Source organism: Thioclava sp. GXIMD4215, from assembly GCF_045291555.1.
Classification (GTDB): domain Bacteria; phylum Pseudomonadota; class Alphaproteobacteria; order Rhodobacterales; family Rhodobacteraceae; genus Thioclava; species Thioclava litoralis.
Genome location: NZ_CP149515.1, coordinates 1,554,642 through 1,571,900, shown reverse-complemented (window position 1 = coordinate 1,571,900; position 17,259 = coordinate 1,554,642). Strand labels below are relative to the sequence as shown.

16 protein-coding genes and 1 tRNA gene are annotated in these 17,259 nt (G+C 61.3%); 7 read left to right on the top strand and 10 right to left on the bottom strand.

The annotated features are described in order from the left end of the window. Positions 1 to 106: 106 nt before the first annotated feature. From WDB86_RS07750 to WDB86_RS07740, 3 genes are all read right to left on the bottom strand, one after another. The gene (locus WDB86_RS07750; RefSeq protein WP_339109050.1) at positions 107 to 769 is read right to left on the bottom strand and encodes an OmpA family protein; all 663 of its coding nucleotides are present in this window, start codon (positions 767 to 769) and stop codon (positions 107 to 109) included. Positions 770 to 889: 120 nt separating this feature from the next. Next, entirely contained in the window at positions 890 to 1,768 is an 879-nt protein-coding gene (locus WDB86_RS07745; RefSeq protein ID WP_406735634.1) for a methylated-DNA--[protein]-cysteine S-methyltransferase, read from the bottom strand. Between the two features lie 89 nt (positions 1,769 to 1,857). Further along, positions 1,858 to 2,787, bottom strand: coding sequence for a Hint domain-containing protein (locus WDB86_RS07740; protein WP_406735633.1), 930 nt, complete (start codon positions 2,785 to 2,787; stop codon positions 1,858 to 1,860). A 175-nt stretch (positions 2,788 to 2,962) separates the two neighbouring features. On the opposite strand from WDB86_RS07740, the gene nth reads away from it, so the two are divergent. Next, positions 2,963 to 3,619 (top strand): endonuclease III, encoded by a 657-nt coding sequence (gene nth, locus WDB86_RS07735; protein WP_339109053.1) that lies wholly within the window; start codon positions 2,963 to 2,965, stop codon positions 3,617 to 3,619. After that, positions 3,616 to 4,602 (top strand): adenosine kinase, encoded by a 987-nt coding sequence (locus WDB86_RS07730; protein ID WP_406735632.1) that lies wholly within the window; start codon positions 3,616 to 3,618, stop codon positions 4,600 to 4,602. Before nth ends, WDB86_RS07730 begins: the two co-directional genes overlap by 4 nt. Positions 4,603 to 4,710: 108 nt before the next feature. On the opposite strand, the gene WDB86_RS07725 is transcribed toward WDB86_RS07730, so the two are convergent. Then, complete coding sequence (locus tag WDB86_RS07725; RefSeq protein ID WP_339109055.1) at positions 4,711 to 5,481, bottom strand: phosphatase PAP2 family protein; 771 nt, start codon at positions 5,479 to 5,481, stop codon at positions 4,711 to 4,713. Between the two features lie 50 nt (positions 5,482 to 5,531). Next, entirely contained in the window at positions 5,532 to 6,350 is an 819-nt protein-coding gene (locus WDB86_RS07720; protein ID WP_339109056.1) for a sulfotransferase family protein, read from the bottom strand. A gap of 145 nt (positions 6,351 to 6,495) precedes the next feature. On the opposite strand from WDB86_RS07720, the gene WDB86_RS07715 reads away from it, so the two are divergent. The 3 genes from WDB86_RS07715 (at position 6,496) to WDB86_RS07705 (ending at position 9,281) form a co-directional block, all read left to right on the top strand. Continuing rightward, positions 6,496 to 8,070, top strand: a complete 1,575-nt coding sequence (locus WDB86_RS07715) for a DUF5928 domain-containing protein (RefSeq protein WP_406721638.1) — start codon at positions 6,496 to 6,498, stop codon at positions 8,068 to 8,070. A gap of 10 nt (positions 8,071 to 8,080) precedes the next feature. After that, a complete protein-coding gene (locus WDB86_RS07710) occupies positions 8,081 to 8,446 on the top strand; it encodes an HIT domain-containing protein (protein ID WP_339109057.1) in 366 nt (121 codons plus the stop codon). A gap of 184 nt (positions 8,447 to 8,630) precedes the next feature. Next, the gene (locus WDB86_RS07705) at positions 8,631 to 9,281 is read left to right on the top strand and encodes a hypothetical protein (protein ID WP_406735631.1); all 651 of its coding nucleotides are present in this window, start codon (positions 8,631 to 8,633) and stop codon (positions 9,279 to 9,281) included. Between the two features lie 62 nt (positions 9,282 to 9,343). Here WDB86_RS07705 and WDB86_RS07700 read toward each other — a convergent pair whose 3' ends face one another. Next, on the bottom strand, positions 9,344 to 9,802 hold the full coding sequence (locus WDB86_RS07700) for a transglycosylase SLT domain-containing protein (RefSeq protein ID WP_406735630.1): 459 nt from the start codon (positions 9,800 to 9,802) through the stop codon (positions 9,344 to 9,346). A 102-nt stretch (positions 9,803 to 9,904) separates the two neighbouring features. After that, the gene (locus tag WDB86_RS07695) at positions 9,905 to 12,352 is read right to left on the bottom strand and encodes a heavy metal translocating P-type ATPase (RefSeq protein WP_406735629.1); all 2,448 of its coding nucleotides are present in this window, start codon (positions 12,350 to 12,352) and stop codon (positions 9,905 to 9,907) included. A gap of 286 nt (positions 12,353 to 12,638) precedes the next feature. Between WDB86_RS07695 and WDB86_RS07690 the strand changes: the two genes are divergently transcribed. After that, entirely contained in the window at positions 12,639 to 13,226 is a 588-nt protein-coding gene (locus WDB86_RS07690; protein ID WP_339109061.1) for a L,D-transpeptidase, read from the top strand. A 114-nt stretch (positions 13,227 to 13,340) separates the two neighbouring features. After that, positions 13,341 to 13,417 (top strand) — tRNA-Met (locus WDB86_RS07685). Positions 13,418 to 13,588: 171 nt separating this feature from the next. On the opposite strand, the gene WDB86_RS07680 is transcribed toward WDB86_RS07685, so the two are convergent. The 3 genes from WDB86_RS07680 to WDB86_RS07670 form a co-directional block, all read right to left on the bottom strand. After that, a complete protein-coding gene (locus tag WDB86_RS07680) occupies positions 13,589 to 13,792 on the bottom strand; it encodes a hypothetical protein (protein ID WP_406735628.1) in 204 nt (67 codons plus the stop codon). Positions 13,793 to 13,908: 116 nt separating this feature from the next. Beyond that, positions 13,909 to 15,966 carry an OmpA family protein gene (locus WDB86_RS07675; RefSeq protein ID WP_406735627.1) on the bottom strand — a complete coding sequence of 686 codons (2,058 nt, stop codon included), beginning with the start codon at positions 15,964 to 15,966 and terminating at the stop codon, positions 13,909 to 13,911. Positions 15,967 to 16,139: 173 nt separating this feature from the next. Beyond that, positions 16,140 to 17,225 (bottom strand): BMP family ABC transporter substrate-binding protein, encoded by a 1,086-nt coding sequence (locus WDB86_RS07670; protein WP_339109064.1) that lies wholly within the window; start codon positions 17,223 to 17,225, stop codon positions 16,140 to 16,142. Between the last annotated feature and the right edge of the window lie 34 nt (positions 17,226 to 17,259).

The window sequence follows — 17,259 nt, the reverse complement described above, 5'->3', positions numbered from 1 at the left end:
CCCCCTTGGTTAGATTTTCTAGCCAATTATCTTAATGCCAAGCAAATTGGTAAAAAGAAAGGGCCAGAACATGTCTGGCCCTTTCGACATAGGTGTGGTGCGTCTTTCAGTTCGCGTTGGTCGGGGTGATGATGAATTCGACCCGACGGTTTTTCGCGCGACCCTCGGCGGTGAGGTTCGAGGCAATCGGGTTTTCTTCGCCACGGCCATAAGACTGGATACGCGAGGACGGCACACCCGCCTGCACCAGAACCGCTGTCACGGCATTGGCGCGCGCCTCGGAGAGGCGTTGGTTATAGGCCGCTTCGCCGGTATTGTCGGTATTGCCGACAACCTGCAGCGTGGTATTCGGGTAGCGGTTCATGCTGCCCGCGAGCGTATAGAGATCGTTTTGCAGATCGGGGCGCACTGCCGAACTGTCGGTGGCAAACAGGATGTCCTGCGGCATTGTCACCACGAGGTTGTTGCCATCGCGCACCACCGAAGTGCCTTGCGCGTCAAGATCACGGCGCAGCTCCTGCGCCTGTTTGTCCATCTGGTTGCCGATCGCACCGCCGATCAGGCCGCCCACTGCCGCACCGGCGGCGGCTTTGGTCAGACGCTCGTCGCCGCCTGACATAGCACCGGCCGCGCCGCCCAGAAGGGCACCGGCAATCGCACCGCCACGGGTGTTCTGATAGGGGTCGTTAGGGTCGGCGGGGGTGGTCACACAGCCTGCCATCGCAAGCAAGGCTACGCTTGCCACAGTCAGGGAAATCTTCTTGTTCATCTCGTTCTCGCCTTTGTCCTTGCATCCGTATTCTCGGACGTCCGGCTGATATTACGTCGGAGTTGCGGGAAAGTTCCATTGGCGTTGATGCGCTGCGCGGCATTTTGCCTATCGTTTCCGCTAATCGTTATCGGTTGCGAGCGCGGCGTGGGGCATTCGTGAACCATTTGCCTCGGCACGGGCGGCCTCGCGCGCCAAAAGCACACGTTTGGTGGTCAGGCCCCAGTGGTAGCCGCCCAACCCGCCTGATTTGCGCAAGGCGCGGTGGCAGGGAATCAGCGCGGCAACCGGATTGCGCCCGATAGCAGTGCCAGCCGCGCGGGTGGCTTTCGGGGCCCCTATGGCGATGGCAATGTCCTGATAGGTTGCAACGGCGCCTTCGGGAATCTGCAAGAGAGCCTCCCAGACCTTGATCTGGAACGCTCTGCCGGACAGATGCAGCGCCACGACCCCCCGTTGCGCAAAGGCGGCTGTCACCCACTGTTCCAGCGCTTCGGGATTTTCCACGAACGTGGCGGCGGGCCAGCGCGTGGCCAGATCCTGATATGCGGTCGCCTCGCCCATTTCGGCGCTGAAAGCCAGCCCACAAATGCCGCGCGACGTGCCCATCACCAGTGCCGGACCATAGGGGGTGTCGAAGCTGCCCCAGTTGATCAGAAGCCCCGCTCCCTTGCGCGCAAACTCCCCCGGCGTCATCGCTTCCCAGCGTAGAACCAGATCATGCAGGCGGGCACTGCCCGAAAGCCCCGTCTCCTGCGCCACTGCTGTCAGCGGGTGACGCTGGCGCAGAAGATCCTTGGCAAGATCCAGTTTGAGATATTGCATGTAGCGTAGTGGGGAAACGCCCGCCCACGCGGTGAAGCATTTTTGGAAATGGGCTTCGCTCATATGGAGCTTCCGGGCCAATGCGCTTAACGTCAGTGACGTCCCTGCCGCATGGGCGGCATCGATCTGGGCGATGGCGCGGGCGATAAGCTGGTAATGATAGCTGTCTTGCATGGGGCGGGCCTTTGAAAGAGCGGGTGTCTGCCAGCCTAATGCGGCCTGCCGCCCGGCACGACCCGAATCCTGTGCAAAGAGTTCCGGCCTCAGGCGGCGATGCGGTCCTGTCGGCGGCGACGGTCCTTGCAGAACATATCCGCTTCCCAATCGGCCAGCCAGACACGGGCGGAGAGATCGTGATACTCGCCGATTTGCGGTGCCAGACTGGTGCGCACGCGCGGCGGCATCAGCGACATATAGGAAGAGTCCGCCTGCACGGTTGCAACCCACAGACCTTCGGCCAGAACTAGCTCTGGCGCGGTGAACAGCAGGGAATATACCATACGGCGCCCTTCAAGGCGGGGAGTTTGTGTGGCCAGATGGTCGGCCTGTGCCAGCATCTCGGTTTCGGCGAACCATAATTCCAGCTCGGGACCGGCCAGCAAAACGCCCGTGCGCGGGGTCATGATCAGTTCGCGTTCGGGCAGGTTTGGCCCCAGAAGATCCGCCGAGACCGACATCAGCCGCGTGGCAATCGGCGCACGGCGCGGCATGGTGTGATGGCCCAGCCACAAAAGCGGCTGATAGCCGTTATCGCGTGTCAGGACACGGTCCCCGGGACGCAGCCAGTCAATCGGTTGCGGCCCCTCGTCCGTCGCGATCAGGGTGCCGCCAGCCAGACAGGGCAGGTTCGAGATTTCTTCCGGCGTGGCGGCCCGTCCGCCCGTCGAAAGCTGCGAGGCCTCGGTATAGGACTGGCCGGGGACCATCGCGAGAGAGGGGATATAAAGACAGAGCTGGCCGTCAATCTCGATCCGGTCAAGGCGCAAGGTGCCTTCGGGGGATTCCAGCAAGACAGGGATATCGGCGGTCAGCAGACCGCGCGCTAATGCGTTGCCATCGGGGTCACGCAAAACGGCCACGTCTCCCTCGAACAGAATTTCGAGCATCTCTTCGGCCTGAAACTCGGACCGAAGCATCCAGCTATGTTCGTCGCGATTCCGGATGATTGCCGAAATCGGGTAGCCCATGTCCATTTGCGTCTCCCTGCGCGGATATCCCACGCTGTCCAGATTGCCCGAGGGATGGATAACGCGAGTTTAACGAAAACGGTCTTAACTCTATTTATGCAAAGATTTTCCGAAGATTTTGTCGTAAGGGCCGGATGCAAATAAACTTGCGATACAGCCTGCATCTGGGCATAGCTTGGCCATGACCCAGAAAAGCGCAAAACAGCTTGGATATAACGATATGTGCGAGATCTTCGCACGGTTTCGCACATCCGAGGCCGAGCCCAAGGGCGAGCTGGACCATGTGAATGCCTACACGCTTCTGGTGGCCGTGGCGCTTTCGGCGCAGGCGACCGATGCGGGGGTGAACAAGGCCACCAAGCATCTCTTTCCCATCGCCGATACGCCGCAGAAGATGCTCGATCTGGGCGAGGAAGGGCTGACCGAGCATATCAAGACCATCGGGCTGTTCCGGCAGAAGGCCAAGAATGTCATCAAGACGGCGCGTATTCTGGTCGATGAGTATGGCGGGGTGGTGCCCTCGTCGCGTGCGGCGTTGCAATCGCTGCCCGGGGTGGGGCGCAAGACGGCGAATGTCGTGCTGAATATGTGGTTCCACTATCCCTCGCAGGCTGTGGATACGCATATTTTCCGGATCGGCAACCGGTCGGGCATTTGCCCCGGCAAGGATGTCGAGGCTGTGGAGCGCGCCATCGAGGATAATGTTCCTGTGGAATTCCAGCAACATGCGCATCACTGGCTGATCCTGCACGGTCGCTATATCTGTGTCGCGCGCAAACCGAAATGTGGTGCCTGTCTGATCCGGGATCTGTGCCAGTTTGAGGAGAAAACCTTATGAAAAAGTATCAGTTCGTTGGTATCGCCAATTCGATTGTGGATGTGATTGCGCAATGTGATGACAGCTTTCTCGACCATATGGGGATCGAGAAGGGCATCATGCAGCTGATCGAGAAAGACCGCGCCGAGACGCTGTATGCCTCGATGAAAGAGCGCACCCAGGCGCCGGGCGGCTCTGTTGCCAATACGATTGCGGGGCTCGGGAATCTGGGGCTGCGTACCTCTTTTGTGGGGCGTGTGCGCGACGATGCCTTGGGGCGTTTCTACGAGGCGGCGCTGGAGGCCGAGGGAACGGGGTTCCCCAATGCGCCGATCAAGGATGGCGAATTGCCGACCTCGCGGTCGATGATCTTCGTCACCCCCGATGGTGAGCGGTCGATGAATACCTATCTGGGGATTTCGGCAGAGCTATCGACCGAAGATGTGCCTCTTTCGGTGGTGGAAGATACCGAATATCTGTTCCTTGAAGGCTATCTGTTCGACAAGGATAAGGGAAAAGCGGCCTTCCTGAAGGCGGCGCAGGCAACGCGGCGCACGGGGGGGCAGGCCGGTATCGCATTGTCGGACCCCTTCTGCGTTAATCGCCACCGTGCCGATTTCCGTCGCCTTGTCCGTGACGAGATGGATTATGTGATTGGCAACGAGCATGAGTGGGCGGCGCTTTACGAGACCGATCTGCCGGCGGCGCTCGATCAGGCGGCCTCGGAATGCGGGTTGGTGGTTTGCACGCGCTCCGGAGCGGATGTGATCATCCGTCGCGGGGCCGAGCGGGTCGAGGTGCCTGTCACGCGCGTGACGCCCGTGGATGCGACGGGGGCGGGCGATCAGTTTGCTGCGGGCTTCCTTTATGGAATCGCCACGGGGGTTCCGCTGGATGTGGCGGGCCGTATGGGCTGCGTGGCGGCTGCCGAGGTGATTTCGCATTACGGGGCGCGGCCCGAGGTGGATGTGAAGGCGCTTTTTGTCGCGCAGGGTCTTGTGTGACGGCAATCGCCTCTGGCGAGGGGAGGGGCGTGTGGAGCGCCCCTCGAACGCCCCTGATCGGGGCATCGCTCGGGCCGCTCCGCTGCCGCGCGCGTTGATCTGGCGGGATTAGTCCTGTGGCGGCAGGTCCGGTGCGGGACGGGTCGGGAAGAACCAGTCTGCCACCAGCATACAGGTCAGCGCCCATGCCGCGCCAATCGACCAGCCCGCCAGCACATCGGTCGGCCAATGCACCCCGAGCGCCAGACGGCTGATGCCGACGCTGATCGAGATCAGCACCGCCACGGAAATCAGATAGGCGCGGGTCCGGCGACGGCTTTGCAGGCGTGCCAGCATCACGGCCAGCGTCAGCCACGTGATCGTGGCCATCATTGAATGGCCGGAGGGAAAAGAAGCCGAGGTGACATCGGTCCCGTGTGGCACGACATCCGGACGGGCACGGTCGAAAAGCAGTTTCGAGACATTCGAGACGACCTGACCGCCCAGAACGGCGGCCAGCAGGACCCAGACCTGACGGCGGTAGCCCTCCATCAGCAGATAGCCTGTCGTGAAGACGATCAGGCTGCCCAGAACGGTGACGCCGCCAAGGGCGGTTACATCGCGCACTACGGTTTCCATCCAGTGCGGGCCTTTGAGCACGGCCAGATCATTGCTGTCACGGAACCAGAGCAGAACGGCACGGTCAAAGGCGGTGGTGTCGCCTGCGGTCATTTCCGAGGCGATCTGGGCAAAGGCCCAGACCCCGCCGCCGATCAGGCACAGGCTGATCAGTAGGCCGATTTCAAGTCGGTCGACATGTCGGCTGAGCCAGGGGCCCAGCGGGCCGGGCAGATGGGCGACAAGGCGGGCGGGAAGGGAGGGTGTATGGGGATGCGGCATATCAGGCGCCATTTATAGAAATGGATGCGGTCTTGAAAAACACGACCGCCTTATTGGCCGAGTTTTGCGTGAACCTCGTCCAGATCGACTTCCCCCAAAGGCATTTTATTGTCGGGATTGTCAAAGTCATATTTGAAAAGCTGGAAATCCTTCTTGTAGATTTCCCAGACCAGATGGCGCGAGAGATCATCGAAATAATCGCTGATCGGATGGGCGCGTTTCGGGCCATGCCCCTCGGATTCATTGAATTTCGGCACGGCCGCAAGGTCAACCTTGACCGGTGTTTCAATATCGTCGAGCACGCTTTGCATGCCTTCATTGAACTTTTCCGTGAAGAAGATGTTATTGTAGCGCCCGCCATTCACGATGAAGGTCGAGATATGGCCGGACATGGCGGACCAGTGGATGTCGGGTTCCATCGGGCGGCGCCAGCGGATGGTGTCGCGCGCGAACAGCAGGAAGCGGCGGAAGCTTTTGACCTGATCGAAGTCGAAATTGTCTTCCGGAGAGCCGACCTCGATACCGTATTTCTGGATCAGCTGCGGCACCAGATTACCCCGATAGCGGCGGCCATTCCGCTGGATGCCGGCGATCTTGTCGAAGAAAGAGGACAGGATGCGCCCATAGGGGTTGCGCACGCAGGTGAAAGAATAGGCCTTGCCACCTTTGACCACGCGCTCGATCGGGCCTTGGCTATAGTCCTGCGACCACTTGTGCAGGCCCTCTTTGGAATCATGGATGTCGCCATCGAAGAAGCGGCCGTGGTCGGAATAAAACATGATCTGGCCGATGGACGAGCAGGCGCATTTGGGCACCACGCGATAGACCACGCTTTCACTTTCTGTCATCCACGTTCCGGGAAAACCCATTTGCCTGCTCCTTGAACCCGGTGCGCTTGTCGTCACCTTTACGCAATAATTAGACTGAAAAAGCAAACAAACTTTATATTTTCAATGTCCCTCGCCGCAAAGAGGGGCGATAGTGGCGTAACTGACATAGAATATGCCGATAAATATGGTCCAGATTGCCTTCATTCTTCTGACACACAAAGACCCTGAAACGGTGATCCGTCAAGCGGCCCGCCTGACGGCGGCCGGGGATTGTGTGTCCATCCATTTCGACGCGCGGGCGAACCCTGCCGATTTCCAGCAGATTCGCGACGGGCTGGCCGATAACCAGCAGGTCACTTTTGCCAGAAAGCGGCTGAAATGCGGCTGGGGCGAATGGAGCCTTGTCGCCGCCACCCTTGAGGCGGTGAAAGCGGCGGTGGAGGCCTTCCCCGATGCCACGCATTTCTACATGCTGTCGGGCGATTGCATGCAGATCAAATCGGCGGAATATGCCCATCGCTTTCTCGAAAGCGAGAATTGCGACTATATCGAAAGCTTCGATTTCTTCAATTCCGACTGGATCAAGACGGGGTTCAAGGAAGAGCGCCTGATCTACCGCCACTGGTTCAACGAGCGCACCCAGAAATGGTGGTTCTACCAAAGCTACGAATGGCAGAAGCGCCTCGGGATCACCCGCAAGGTGCCTGCCGATATCGAGATGATGATCGGGTCGCAATGGTGGTGCCTGCGGCGCGACAGCGTCGAGAAAATCCTGCAGTTCTGCAAGGACCGGCCCGAGGTGCTGCGCTTCTTTGCAACGACATGGATTCCCGACGAGACCTTCTTCCAGACCATCGCGCGCCATGTTGTCCCCGAGCGCGAGATCCGTTCGCGCACGCTGACCTTTCTGATGTTCACCGATTACGGCATGCCGGTGACCTTCTATAACGACCATTACGATATGCTGCTGGCGCAGGACTATCTGTTTGCCCGCAAGATCAGCCCCGAGGCCAAAGAGATGAAAGCACGGCTTGGCAAGCTGTGGGGCGAGCAGGATATGGCCTTCCCGATCTCGAACGAGGGGCGCGCGCTGTTCGGCTTCCTGACGCAGAAGGGGCGGGAGGGGCACCGTTTCGCGCCCCGCTTCTGGGAGACAGAATCGACGCTGGGCCGCGACCGTGTGCTGTATGTGGTGCTGTGCAAGAAATGGCATGTCGCGAAACGTCTGGTTGAACAGATCCGCGCGCGCACCGATCTTCCGGCGGTCAACTATCTTTTCAACGAACAGGAAGAGCTGCCCCCGCTTGGCGGGATCGAGAAGACGCTGGAGAAGCGCAACCGGCACCGTCGGGCCCTGCTGCGGATGCTGCTGGAATACCATCGCAGCGACCGGCTGCTGATCTGTGTCGATCCCTCGGATTTCGATCTTTTGCGCGATCTGACCTCGGATAAGGTCGAGACACGTATTCTGGAAATCGAGACGGAATTCTCGGATGAGTATCTGGTTGGCCATGCGCAACGGATCGGACTGGCCGCCCATGACAGCCCGTCGCAGATCTACGAGAGGGTTCTGCCGACCATCCGCTATGATCTGCGGTATGAAAGCGAGAAAATCCGCGATGCGGAGTTCGAACATTTCTGGCGTATTCGTGAGACAGCGCAGGTGCAGGCCAATGCCGGACCGCTTGCACAGTTTCTAAAGCTTGATACCGATACGGCTGCCGAGATTGCGGCCACCGACTACCTGTTTTCCGACTAAGGAGGCTTCTTTGCCCTATAGCTATGATAGCGAGAATATCTTCGCCAAAATCCTGCGCGGCGATATTCCCAATGCCACCGTGCTCGAAACCGAATTCACCTTGGCATTCAAGGATATCACCCCCAAGGCGCCGGACCATGTTCTGGTGATCCCCAAAGGGGCCTATGTGAATTACGATGATTTCTGCCAGAATGCGTCAGATCCAGAAATCCTCGATTTCATGCGCGCTTGTGGCCAGATCTGCAAGGATCTGGGGGTCGAGGAAAAGGGCTTCCGTGCGATCACCAATGCGGGCGAGCATGGCTGTCAGGAAGTGCCGCATTTCCATATGCATATCCTTGCGGGCAAGGTGATGGGGCCGTTGCTGGCCGATTGAGGCCGGCAACGGCGTGCCACGCCAGACCCGCCCAAGGCCCGCCCCGCCGCGTTCACGCGCGATGGGACGGGTCCGACATTTTTCACAACAGGTGATATCCGTTTCAACCTTGCGGGAGAGCCACCGGACGCGTCGCGTAGCGGTACTCTGTCTTTGTCTTGCAGGTCTGGTGCTTGGTGGGGGCGTGGCATATGCCGCCCCTGAGATCGGTCTCTATCTTTGCCCCCGTTGTTACGGTTACCGGCCTGTCGCGCCGCATGTCTATGCCGAAGGGCAGGCCAGTGACGCGCAAATCCGTTCGGCGCTGGACAATCTTGAAGGGGCCTCGGCACGTGTGCGGGGCGTCTATTCCGATCTCGCCTCCGATCCCGAATGGCTGCTCTGCCTGTCCGAGGCGTGTAACCGTTCTGTCCGGACGGGGCCGCGCGCGATGGCCTATCTGGACAGGTTTGTCTTTGTGACCGCGCGAGGGACGTCGGTGACAATCCTTGCGCATGAACTGGCGCATGCCGAGCTGCATCACCGTGTGGGGGCGTTCCACTTTCTCACCGGTGCTGTGCCTGCATGGTTCGATGAGGGGCTGGCTGTCTATATCTCGCGCGATACACGGTATCTCTCGCTACGGGAGGGGCGGATTCTGGGGTGTGATGACGCGGGCAGGATCTCTCCACCAGCGGATGCCGGTGATTTCCGCAGGAGGGCTGCAACCGAGAGCCATGCCCTTTACACGGCCTCCGCCTGTAAGGCGATGGACTGGCTGGTCCGACATGGCGGGCCCGAAGGCGTGATCGCAATGGAGGCGTCGCTGCGTCGGGGCGGACAGTTCCTGCCCTGAATGCGGTAGGCATTCCGGCGGCAAGATGGTGCCGAGGGGGGGCTGCGAAGGGGGCGGTGCCGTCAGCCGCGCAGGCCCGTCTCGGTCAGGATGCCACGGCGCTTGGCTTCGTAATAATAGCCGCGCGAATACCAGTAAACGGCCTTGTCGCTGGAACCATCGGCACACATCCATGCACCGCGAAGGTATTTACCGGCATATTTCAGGTTCGTTTCGGGGTCGAGAAGCCCGCTAGGCTTGCCGCGAAAACCCATCGCACCGGCGGTCTGCGGCGAGATCTGCATCAGGCCGTAATAGCTGCCATTGCGGGCATCGGGGCGGTAGCCGCTTTCGCGGGTGATCACGCGATGCATCAGCGTGCGCGGGATCTCGTAATGATCGGCATATTGGTTGATCATCTTGCGCAGTTGCGGGGTTTCGTTCGGGCGCAGGTTCATCTGCTGCTGCGGCGCTTTGGGCGTTGCCCCACAGGCGCTCAGCGCGAAAAGGCCAAGGAACATGGACCGTCGTGACAAATGCATCTGAAAACCCCGGAAAGACCGATATCTCCAGTTAGCCAAAACTTTCCCGCACGGAAAGGGTGGGGGTGACGCATCGGCAAGGATCTGCCGATGCGCGCGGGCTTACAGTTTCAACCGCCGCAGCCGCAGGGCGTTCGTCACCACAAAGGTCGAGGAAAAGGCCATAGCCGCCGCTGCCAGAAGCGGCGACATGCCGGGGCCACCGAAAGGCACCAGAACGCCCATCGCAACAGGGATCAGCGCGGCATTATAGGCGAAGGCCCAGAACAGGTTCTCGCGGATATTGCGCATCACCGCACGCGACAGATGGACCGCCTGACCGACGCCGCGCGGATCGCCCTGCATCAGCACCACCTCGGCGGTTTCGATCGCCACATCGGTGCCGGTGCCGATGGCGATGCCGATATCGGCTGCGGCCAGTGCGGGGGCATCATTGATACCGTCCCCAACGAATGCGGTGGTGCCTTTGCGCTTCATGTCCTCAATGGCCGCGACCTTGCCGTCGGGCAGAACCTCGGCCACAACCGTCCCGATCCCCAGCCCCTGCGCCACGCTTTGTGCCGTGCGGCGCAGATCCCCCGAGATCATGGCCGTCTCGACATGCGCCTTCTCGAGCGCCTGCACAGTTTCGACCGCTTGCGGCTTGATCGGGTCGGAGACCGCCATCAGCGCCGCAAGCTGCCCGTCAATGCCGATCCAGATCGGGGTTTTCCCTTTGGCCGCCAGCGCATCGGCCTGGTCGCTCAGAGTGTCTGTCGCAATGCCATGCTCGTTCAGCGCCGCCGCATTGCCGATCACCAGTTTGTGCCCGTCGGCCTCGCCGGTCAGGCCGCGCCCTGTCTGGCTGCGCACCCGCTTGGCCTGGGCAGGGACAAGGCCGCGTGTCTCTGCCCCCTGCAAGATCGCATGGGCCAGCGGATGTTCGGAACGCGCCTCGATCCCTGCGGCCAGCCGCAATGTCTCGGTGGCGGGCGGGCTGTCGGGGGCTGCGATCAGGTCGCTCAGGACGGGGCGGCCTTCGGTCAGGGTGCCGGTCTTGTCAAAGGCGATGGTCTTGACCTCCGCCAGCCGTTGCAGCGCGTCACCGCGCCGGAACAGAAGCCCCATTTCGGCGGCACGTCCGGTGCCTACCAGAATCGAGACGGGCGTGGCCAGCCCCATCGCGCAGGGGCAGGCGATGATCATCACCGAAATGCCGGCCACCAGCGCATGGGTGAAGCCCTGTCCCGCGATCATCCAGATCAGGAAGGTCAGCAGGGAAAGCCCGATCACCACCGGCACGAAAACCCGCGTGACACGGTCCACCAGTGCCTGCACCGGAAGCTTGCCGCCCTGTGCCTCTTCGACCATCGCGATGATGCGGGCAAGAACGGTCTCGGTGCCGGTCGCGGTAACGCGATAGACAAGCGGCACGGTGCCGTTGACGGTGCCGCCGGTGATGCTGCTGCCTTCGGATTTCTCGACCGGCGCGGCTTCGCCTGTCAGCATGGCTTCGTCGATCCAGCCCTGACCTTCGGTGACAATGCCATCGGCGGCAACCCGTGCACCGGGGGGCAGGTGGACCAGATCGCCCGCCGCCAGCTCGGCCACGGGCAGGTCGATGATCTGCTCGCCACGCTCGACGCGGGCGGTGTCGGGGCGCAAGCCCACCAACCGCGAGATCGCCTCGCCCGCGCGGCCCTTCGCCCGCGCTTCAAACCAGCGGCCCAGCAGGATCAGGGTGACAATCGTGGCGGCGGCTTCGAAATAGACGCCGCGCGCGCTTTCGGGCACCATATAGGGCACAAGCGTCACAAGGGTCGAATAGCCCCATGCCGCCAGCGCCCCGAGCGCCACGAGCGAGTTCATCTCCGGGGTGCCGCGTTGCAGGGCGGGCAGGCCGAGGGTCAGGAAAATCCGCCCCGGTCCCAGAAGCACCAGCGTTGTCAGGACAAGCTGGATCACCCAGCTCAGCCGTTCACCGATCGTCATCTCGATCAGATGATGCATGCCGGGGATCAGGTGGCTGCCCATCGCCAGAATGAAGACCGGCAGGGTCAGCGCCGCAGACACGATCAGATCGCGCCGCAGCTTGCGGGTTTCATCGGCCTGTTTATGGGCGCGATCGGGCAGCGGGGTCTCGGCCTTGCGCGGCTTGGCTTCCAGCCCGAGCGGCGCAAGAAGCCGGACCATCTCGCTTGGGGCAATCGCGCCTTGCGCGTAGCGGACATCGATCTGGCGCGCGGCGGTCTCGACCGACAGGATGGCCGGATGCGCCAGCAGGGTGTCGCGGGCGCGGCTCTGTAGCTCGGCAGGGATGTCCGTGTCTGACGCCAGATCGGCCTCGGCCTCGGCAACCGGATAGCCTGCCGCCTCCAGCGAGCGGGCCAGATCCGCGCTTGCCGGACCGCCTTCCGTCGGGCTGTCGAAGTGCAGCGTGACATTGCGGGCCATCAGATTGGCATTGGCCTGCCGCACGCCGGGAACGGCCAGAAGGGCCCGTTCGACCCGCCCTGTGCAGGCCCCGCAATGCATGCCATCCACGATAAACCTTGTATGAAGCTCTGTCATACACCATCCCCCGAGTCCCGTATCTGTTTACCAGATAGGAAGGCCGCACCGGATTGACCACCGCCAAAGAGGCAATTTCCGGCACCACGAAGCAGGCGCGGACCGTTTGACGTGTCATCTTTGCGATATGTGAAGATTTTCTGTTCTAGGATCTTGGCAAGCGCTCTCCTTTCGCGGATGCCTTGGGATAAGCTGTTTTAAGATAAAGATGCGGGTTTCGACCGCTGGTTTTGAAGTGACGATTCATCGCGGTTGAACGGCATCTGCCTGTTACGGGAGATAACATATGAAGCGTCGCTCTGTGCTTGGTGGCCTGGCGGGCCTGTCTGCTCTGACGGTCCCGACCCTCGGATTGGCTCAGGAAATCGAGACCTCTTCTGCGCCTGCCCCCAAAACCTGGCCGATTGCCCAGCAGTTCTATCCGCGCGAGGTGCGTGTGAGGCCCGAGCTGGAGGTCGGCTCGATCATCGTGCTGTCGGATAAGTTCTTCCTCTACCACATCACCGCCCCCGGGGTTGCGATGCGCTATGGCGTTGCCGTGGGCAAGAACGAGCTGGTCTTCCGCGGCAAGGCGGTTGTGGCGCGCAAGGTCAAATGGCCAAGCTGGACGCCCACGCCCGATATGATCAAACGCGAGCCCGACCATTACGCGAAATATGCAGATGGTATGCCGGGTGGCCCGAACAACCCTTTGGGCGCGCGGGCGATGTATCTGTATCAGGACGGGCATGATACGGCGATCCGCATTCATGGCACGACTCAGCCCAGCTCTATCGGTCACGCGGTCTCCAACGGATGTTTGCGCATGGTCAATGATCATGTGATCGCGCTCTATGATGCGGTGAAGATTGGCACGCCGGTGACGGTCTATTGATCTGCCGCCAAAACGGGGCGGTTTTCCCTGTCGCAGCGGCAATGCGAAAAAGATGACGATTTTCCGAAATTGGGGTTGACGCTCTGCGGCCCAGACCGTAGATAGCCGCTCAATGGCTAGGTAGCTCAGCTGGTTAGAGCACACGACTCATAATCGTGGGGTCGGGGGTTCAAGTCCCCCCCTCGCCACCACTTCCAAATCTTCGGAAAACAAAGACAAACGCGCTACGGCGCGTTGTTTTTGTTTGGTTCCCGCGTGGGGCAGGATAGTGCTGCCCTGCCGATGGGACGGGGCTGGCTAAACGGGTCTGGCCAAAAGGGTCGGGCCGGAGGGGGCAAGAGGACGGGCAGGGTTATGGCCTGCTACGTCTTCAGCGCAGCTTTCAGGGCTTCCAGCGCGGCAATCGTGTCATCATAGCTGTGCAGCGATTTTGGATGGTCGGCGCGGTTGCGGTGGTAGAAGGCGATCCAGTCGTCCAGCTCTTCCACAGGGTAGGTATTGAACCAGACCCCTACGGTCAGGGTGAATGTCTTGCCACCGTCGTCCAGTTCGGCCTTTGCGGACATGGTATTCTCCATCTGCGTCTCGGGTGTCTTTAACCGAGCCCGAGCATGATGACAAAGCGCAAGTGTCGAAGGGCGCCCGCTTGGGGCGCCCTGACATCGTCGGTGCGTGTTCCGGATCAGTTCGCGGCGACACGCAGCAGGTCGGTGACGCGACGGATGGTCACGCGGCGGTTCTGTTCAGAGGCACCTTGCGTGTTTTCCTTCAGATATTCCTCGCCATAGCCTTGCACGACAAGGTTCTCCGGCGGAATGTCGAAATATTCCGTCAGTGCCAGAGCCATCGATTCGGCGCGGCGGTCCGACAGGGCTAGATTATAGGCCGCGTTCCCGACCGCATCGGTGTGACCTTCGATCAGGAAGATCTCTTGCGGGTTCTCGCGGATACGGGCCTTGATCGCCTCACCCAGATCGGAAAGTGCCTGCGCCTGCTCGGGCTGGATCGCGGCGGAGCCTGTCGCGAATGTCACATTCTCCACCGAAATGGCCGGTGCCAATGCGCGCACCGACGGGATCTGACGGATCTGCGACAGGGTGAACCCACGGTTCACATCGGCATTACGGGCCAAGGCATCGCGCAGGGCGGTCTCGTTGCTGGTGCTGGAGACATCACGGAAATTGGCGCGCGGCAGGTCGGAGACCTGCACAGGTGCGGCCCCGCGCGAATCGTCGATCAGGATGTAGCGCGTGCCGTCCGGCTCGATCCGGCTCCGCTGGACGATGCGGCGCTGGGCATCATAAATGGTGACGATCTGCGCGCCATCGGGACGTTCGGTGATGGTGCGCGTCGAGCCGTCGTCATAATCGCGGGTGCGGATCGTCGAGCCCGGCTGACGCAAGAGCGCGTTATCATCCTTGATCAGACCATAGCTGCCATCGGGGTTCTGGACCACGACACGGTCGCCGGAATTGACCGCAACCTCGGAGCCATTCTGCAAAATCGCCCCGACGGCCAGCGCCCCAAGCCCTGCAATCGCGACCTTCTCGAAATCCGAGAGACCCGATTTCTTGTCCGCCTCGGGCGATTTCTGGCTTGGTTTGGCATTGACGGCGGTGGCGAAATCCTCGGCAGAGGAACGCGCATTGTCTTTGGTAATGACCTCCTCGGTCATCGGCGCCCCCTCTGCGGAGTTGGCGCGCGGCTTGTCACCTGCGGCGGGCATGTCGGCCTTGTCTGCAAGGGCCTCGTTCTTCACCGGCGCCCCTTCGCTGGCGCGCTGGCGTGCGTCTTCTGTGGCCTGTAGAGCCTCTTCGACACGGCGCGGCTCTTGGGTCTCCTGCCGACTGTCTTCGCCGTCACGGGGGGCGGCTGCCTCAGCATTCGCCCCAGCGGCGCGGGGATCTGCCGGTTGGGCCGCCTGCTTTTCGGCCAGAGCCTTGGACAGCGATTGCGCCTCTGTCTTGCCGCTCTCTTGCTGCGCTGCGTCCTGTTCGGAAGCTGCGGCCTTGCCCTTACGATCTGCGGCATCGGACGGGGCGGGTTTGGCCTGAGGGGCGTCGCTCTGGTCGCGCGCCTCTCCGGCCTTGGTCTTCGATGCCGTGCTGCCATCTGCGGGTTTGGCACCTGCGGGCTTGGACTGTTCCGCCGTCGCCTTTTTCACCGCGTCCGAGGCCGAAGGCTTCGAGGAGGATTGGGCCGAGGATTGTGGGGCACCGCTTTTGTCCGCGCGCGGTGCGGGCGCGGTGTTCTGGCCTTCATCCTTGGCCTTGGAGGTGGCTCGGGTGCCGAGTTCGGGGCTGGCGTCAGGGGCCGCGCCCTGTGATCCGGTGTCCGGTTTCGGGTCGGATTTCGGGTCAGCGGTGCGGCCCTCCATTTTCTTGCGGGCCGCTTCGGTCTGTGCATCCGCCTGTGCACGCGCTTGCGCGGATTGCGCCGCCTCGCTGCGCTTTTCGGCCTGGGAATTGGGGCTTGCGGCGGTCATGCCTTCGCACAGCTCTGCTGCGGCCTTGGCGGAGACGCCGTTTTTGCTTTGGGTCTCGATACAGGTGGTCGCGCGGGCCTGACTGGGGCCGGTGTCCTCTTTGCCCGAGGACATCTTGCCGCGATCCGTATCGGGACGGTCTTCGGACTGGGCCTGTTTCGGCACCGCTGGGATGGTTTGCGCGACCGTCAGACTGGGGGCCAAAGTGGCCAGCGCGGCAATGAGGGCGGTCGTGTTACGAAGTTTACTCTTCATCATTCCTCCTGAGCGACCCCCGATAACGGCGGGGTGTCTTTTCAGGTGGATAACCAAGCCGGTCCGATAAATGTTCCTGATCTTATTCGCCGCAGCCGCGAGAACTGCCCGGATCCGGTTGTGAAAAAGGGCACCAGTGGCGGTGCCCTTCTCACATTCCAAGGGGTTAGGTCTTAGCCGGGGATTTCGGCGGAAATCCCCTCGACATAGAAATTCAGTCCGGCCAGCGTTGCATCATCCGCCACTTCGCCCTCGGCGAGCCAGTCCGAACCGTCCTGTTTTTTCAACGGGCCGGTGAAGGGGTGGTAGCTGCCCGAACGGATCGCCTCGATCAGCGCCTCGGCCTCCTGCTTGACTTCGGCGGGCACCGCATCGGTGATTTCACCGATCTTCACCATGCCGCTGTCGATACCGCCCCAAGTGGCATCGGCCTTCCACGACCCTTCCAGAGCGGCCGCAACGCGCCCTTTGTAATAGGGGGCCCAGTTGTCGATGGTCGAGCTGACGCGCGGTTTGGGCGCGAAGTTCGACATATCCGAGGCCTGCCCGAAAGTGATCACATTGCCGGCTTCCTGCGCCTTGGCCTGCGGCGCGGTGGAATCGGTATGCTGCAAGATCACATCGACACCATCGGCGATCAGGGCAGCTGCGGCATCGGCCTCTTTGGCGGGGTCGAACCATGTATAGGCCCAGACCACCGAGATCTGCACATCGGGATTGACCTTCTTGGCGTGGATATAGGCCGCATTGATCCCTTGGATCACTTCAGGGATCGGGAAAGAGCCGATATAGCCGATCTTGTTCGACTTGGTCATGCGCCCTGCGATGGTGCCCTGAATGGCGCGACCCTGATAGAAGCGTGCATCATAGGTGCCGACATTCTCGGCGCGTTTGTAGCCCGTGCAATGCTCGAATTTCACATTCGGGAATTTGGCCGCAACATTGATCACGGAATCCATATAGCCGAAAGAGGTCGCAAAGATCAGCTCATGGCCTTCCAGCGCCAGAGAGGTCAGCGCGCGCTCGGCATCGGGGCCTTCGGGAACCGATTCAATGAACTTGGTCTGGATCTTGTCGCCATATTCGGCCTCGATCGCCTGACGGCCCTGATCATGCTGGTAGGACCAGCCCATATCGCCCACGGGGCCGACATAGATGAAGCCGATCTTCAGCGGATCGTCCTGTGCGAAAGCCGGTGCGCCGGTGGCGGCAATGCCGGCCATAGCAGCCGAGGAGGCAAGGAAAGTTCTGCGTTTCATGGAAGGTTCCCCTTGGATTGCGGGCATCTTTATG

Bases quoted from the DNA above. Each gene is read 5' to 3' on its own strand.
- WDB86_RS07690 (WP_339109061.1), top strand. From the start codon at position 12,639: ATGAAGCGTCGCTCTGTGCTTGGTGGCCTGGCGGGCCTGTCTGCTCTG.
- WDB86_RS07695 (WP_406735629.1), bottom strand. From the start codon at position 12,352: ATGACAGAGCTTCATACAAGGTTTATCGTGGATGGCATGCATTGCGGG.
- WDB86_RS07720 (WP_339109056.1), bottom strand. From the start codon at position 6,350: ATGGGTTTTCCCGGAACGTGGATGACAGAAAGTGAAAGCGTGGTCTAT.
- WDB86_RS07715 (WP_406721638.1), top strand. From the start codon at position 6,496: ATGGTCCAGATTGCCTTCATTCTTCTGACACACAAAGACCCTGAAACG.
- WDB86_RS07680 (WP_406735628.1), bottom strand. From the start codon at position 13,792: ATGTCCGCAAAGGCCGAACTGGACGACGGTGGCAAGACATTCACCCTG.
- WDB86_RS07740 (WP_406735633.1), bottom strand. From the start codon at position 2,787: ATGGACATGGGCTACCCGATTTCGGCAATCATCCGGAATCGCGACGAA.
- nth (WP_339109053.1), top strand. From the start codon at position 2,963: ATGACCCAGAAAAGCGCAAAACAGCTTGGATATAACGATATGTGCGAG.
- WDB86_RS07750 (WP_339109050.1), bottom strand. From the start codon at position 769: ATGAACAAGAAGATTTCCCTGACTGTGGCAAGCGTAGCCTTGCTTGCG.
- WDB86_RS07670 (WP_339109064.1), bottom strand. From the start codon at position 17,225: ATGAAACGCAGAACTTTCCTTGCCTCCTCGGCTGCTATGGCCGGCATT.
- WDB86_RS07675 (WP_406735627.1), bottom strand. From the start codon at position 15,966: ATGAAGAGTAAACTTCGTAACACGACCGCCCTCATTGCCGCGCTGGCC.
- WDB86_RS07725 (WP_339109055.1), bottom strand. From the start codon at position 5,481: ATGCCGCATCCCCATACACCCTCCCTTCCCGCCCGCCTTGTCGCCCAT.
- WDB86_RS07700 (WP_406735630.1), bottom strand. From the start codon at position 9,802: ATGCATTTGTCACGACGGTCCATGTTCCTTGGCCTTTTCGCGCTGAGC.
- WDB86_RS07745 (WP_406735634.1), bottom strand. From the start codon at position 1,768: ATGCAAGACAGCTATCATTACCAGCTTATCGCCCGCGCCATCGCCCAG.
- WDB86_RS07730 (WP_406735632.1), top strand. From the start codon at position 3,616: ATGAAAAAGTATCAGTTCGTTGGTATCGCCAATTCGATTGTGGATGTG.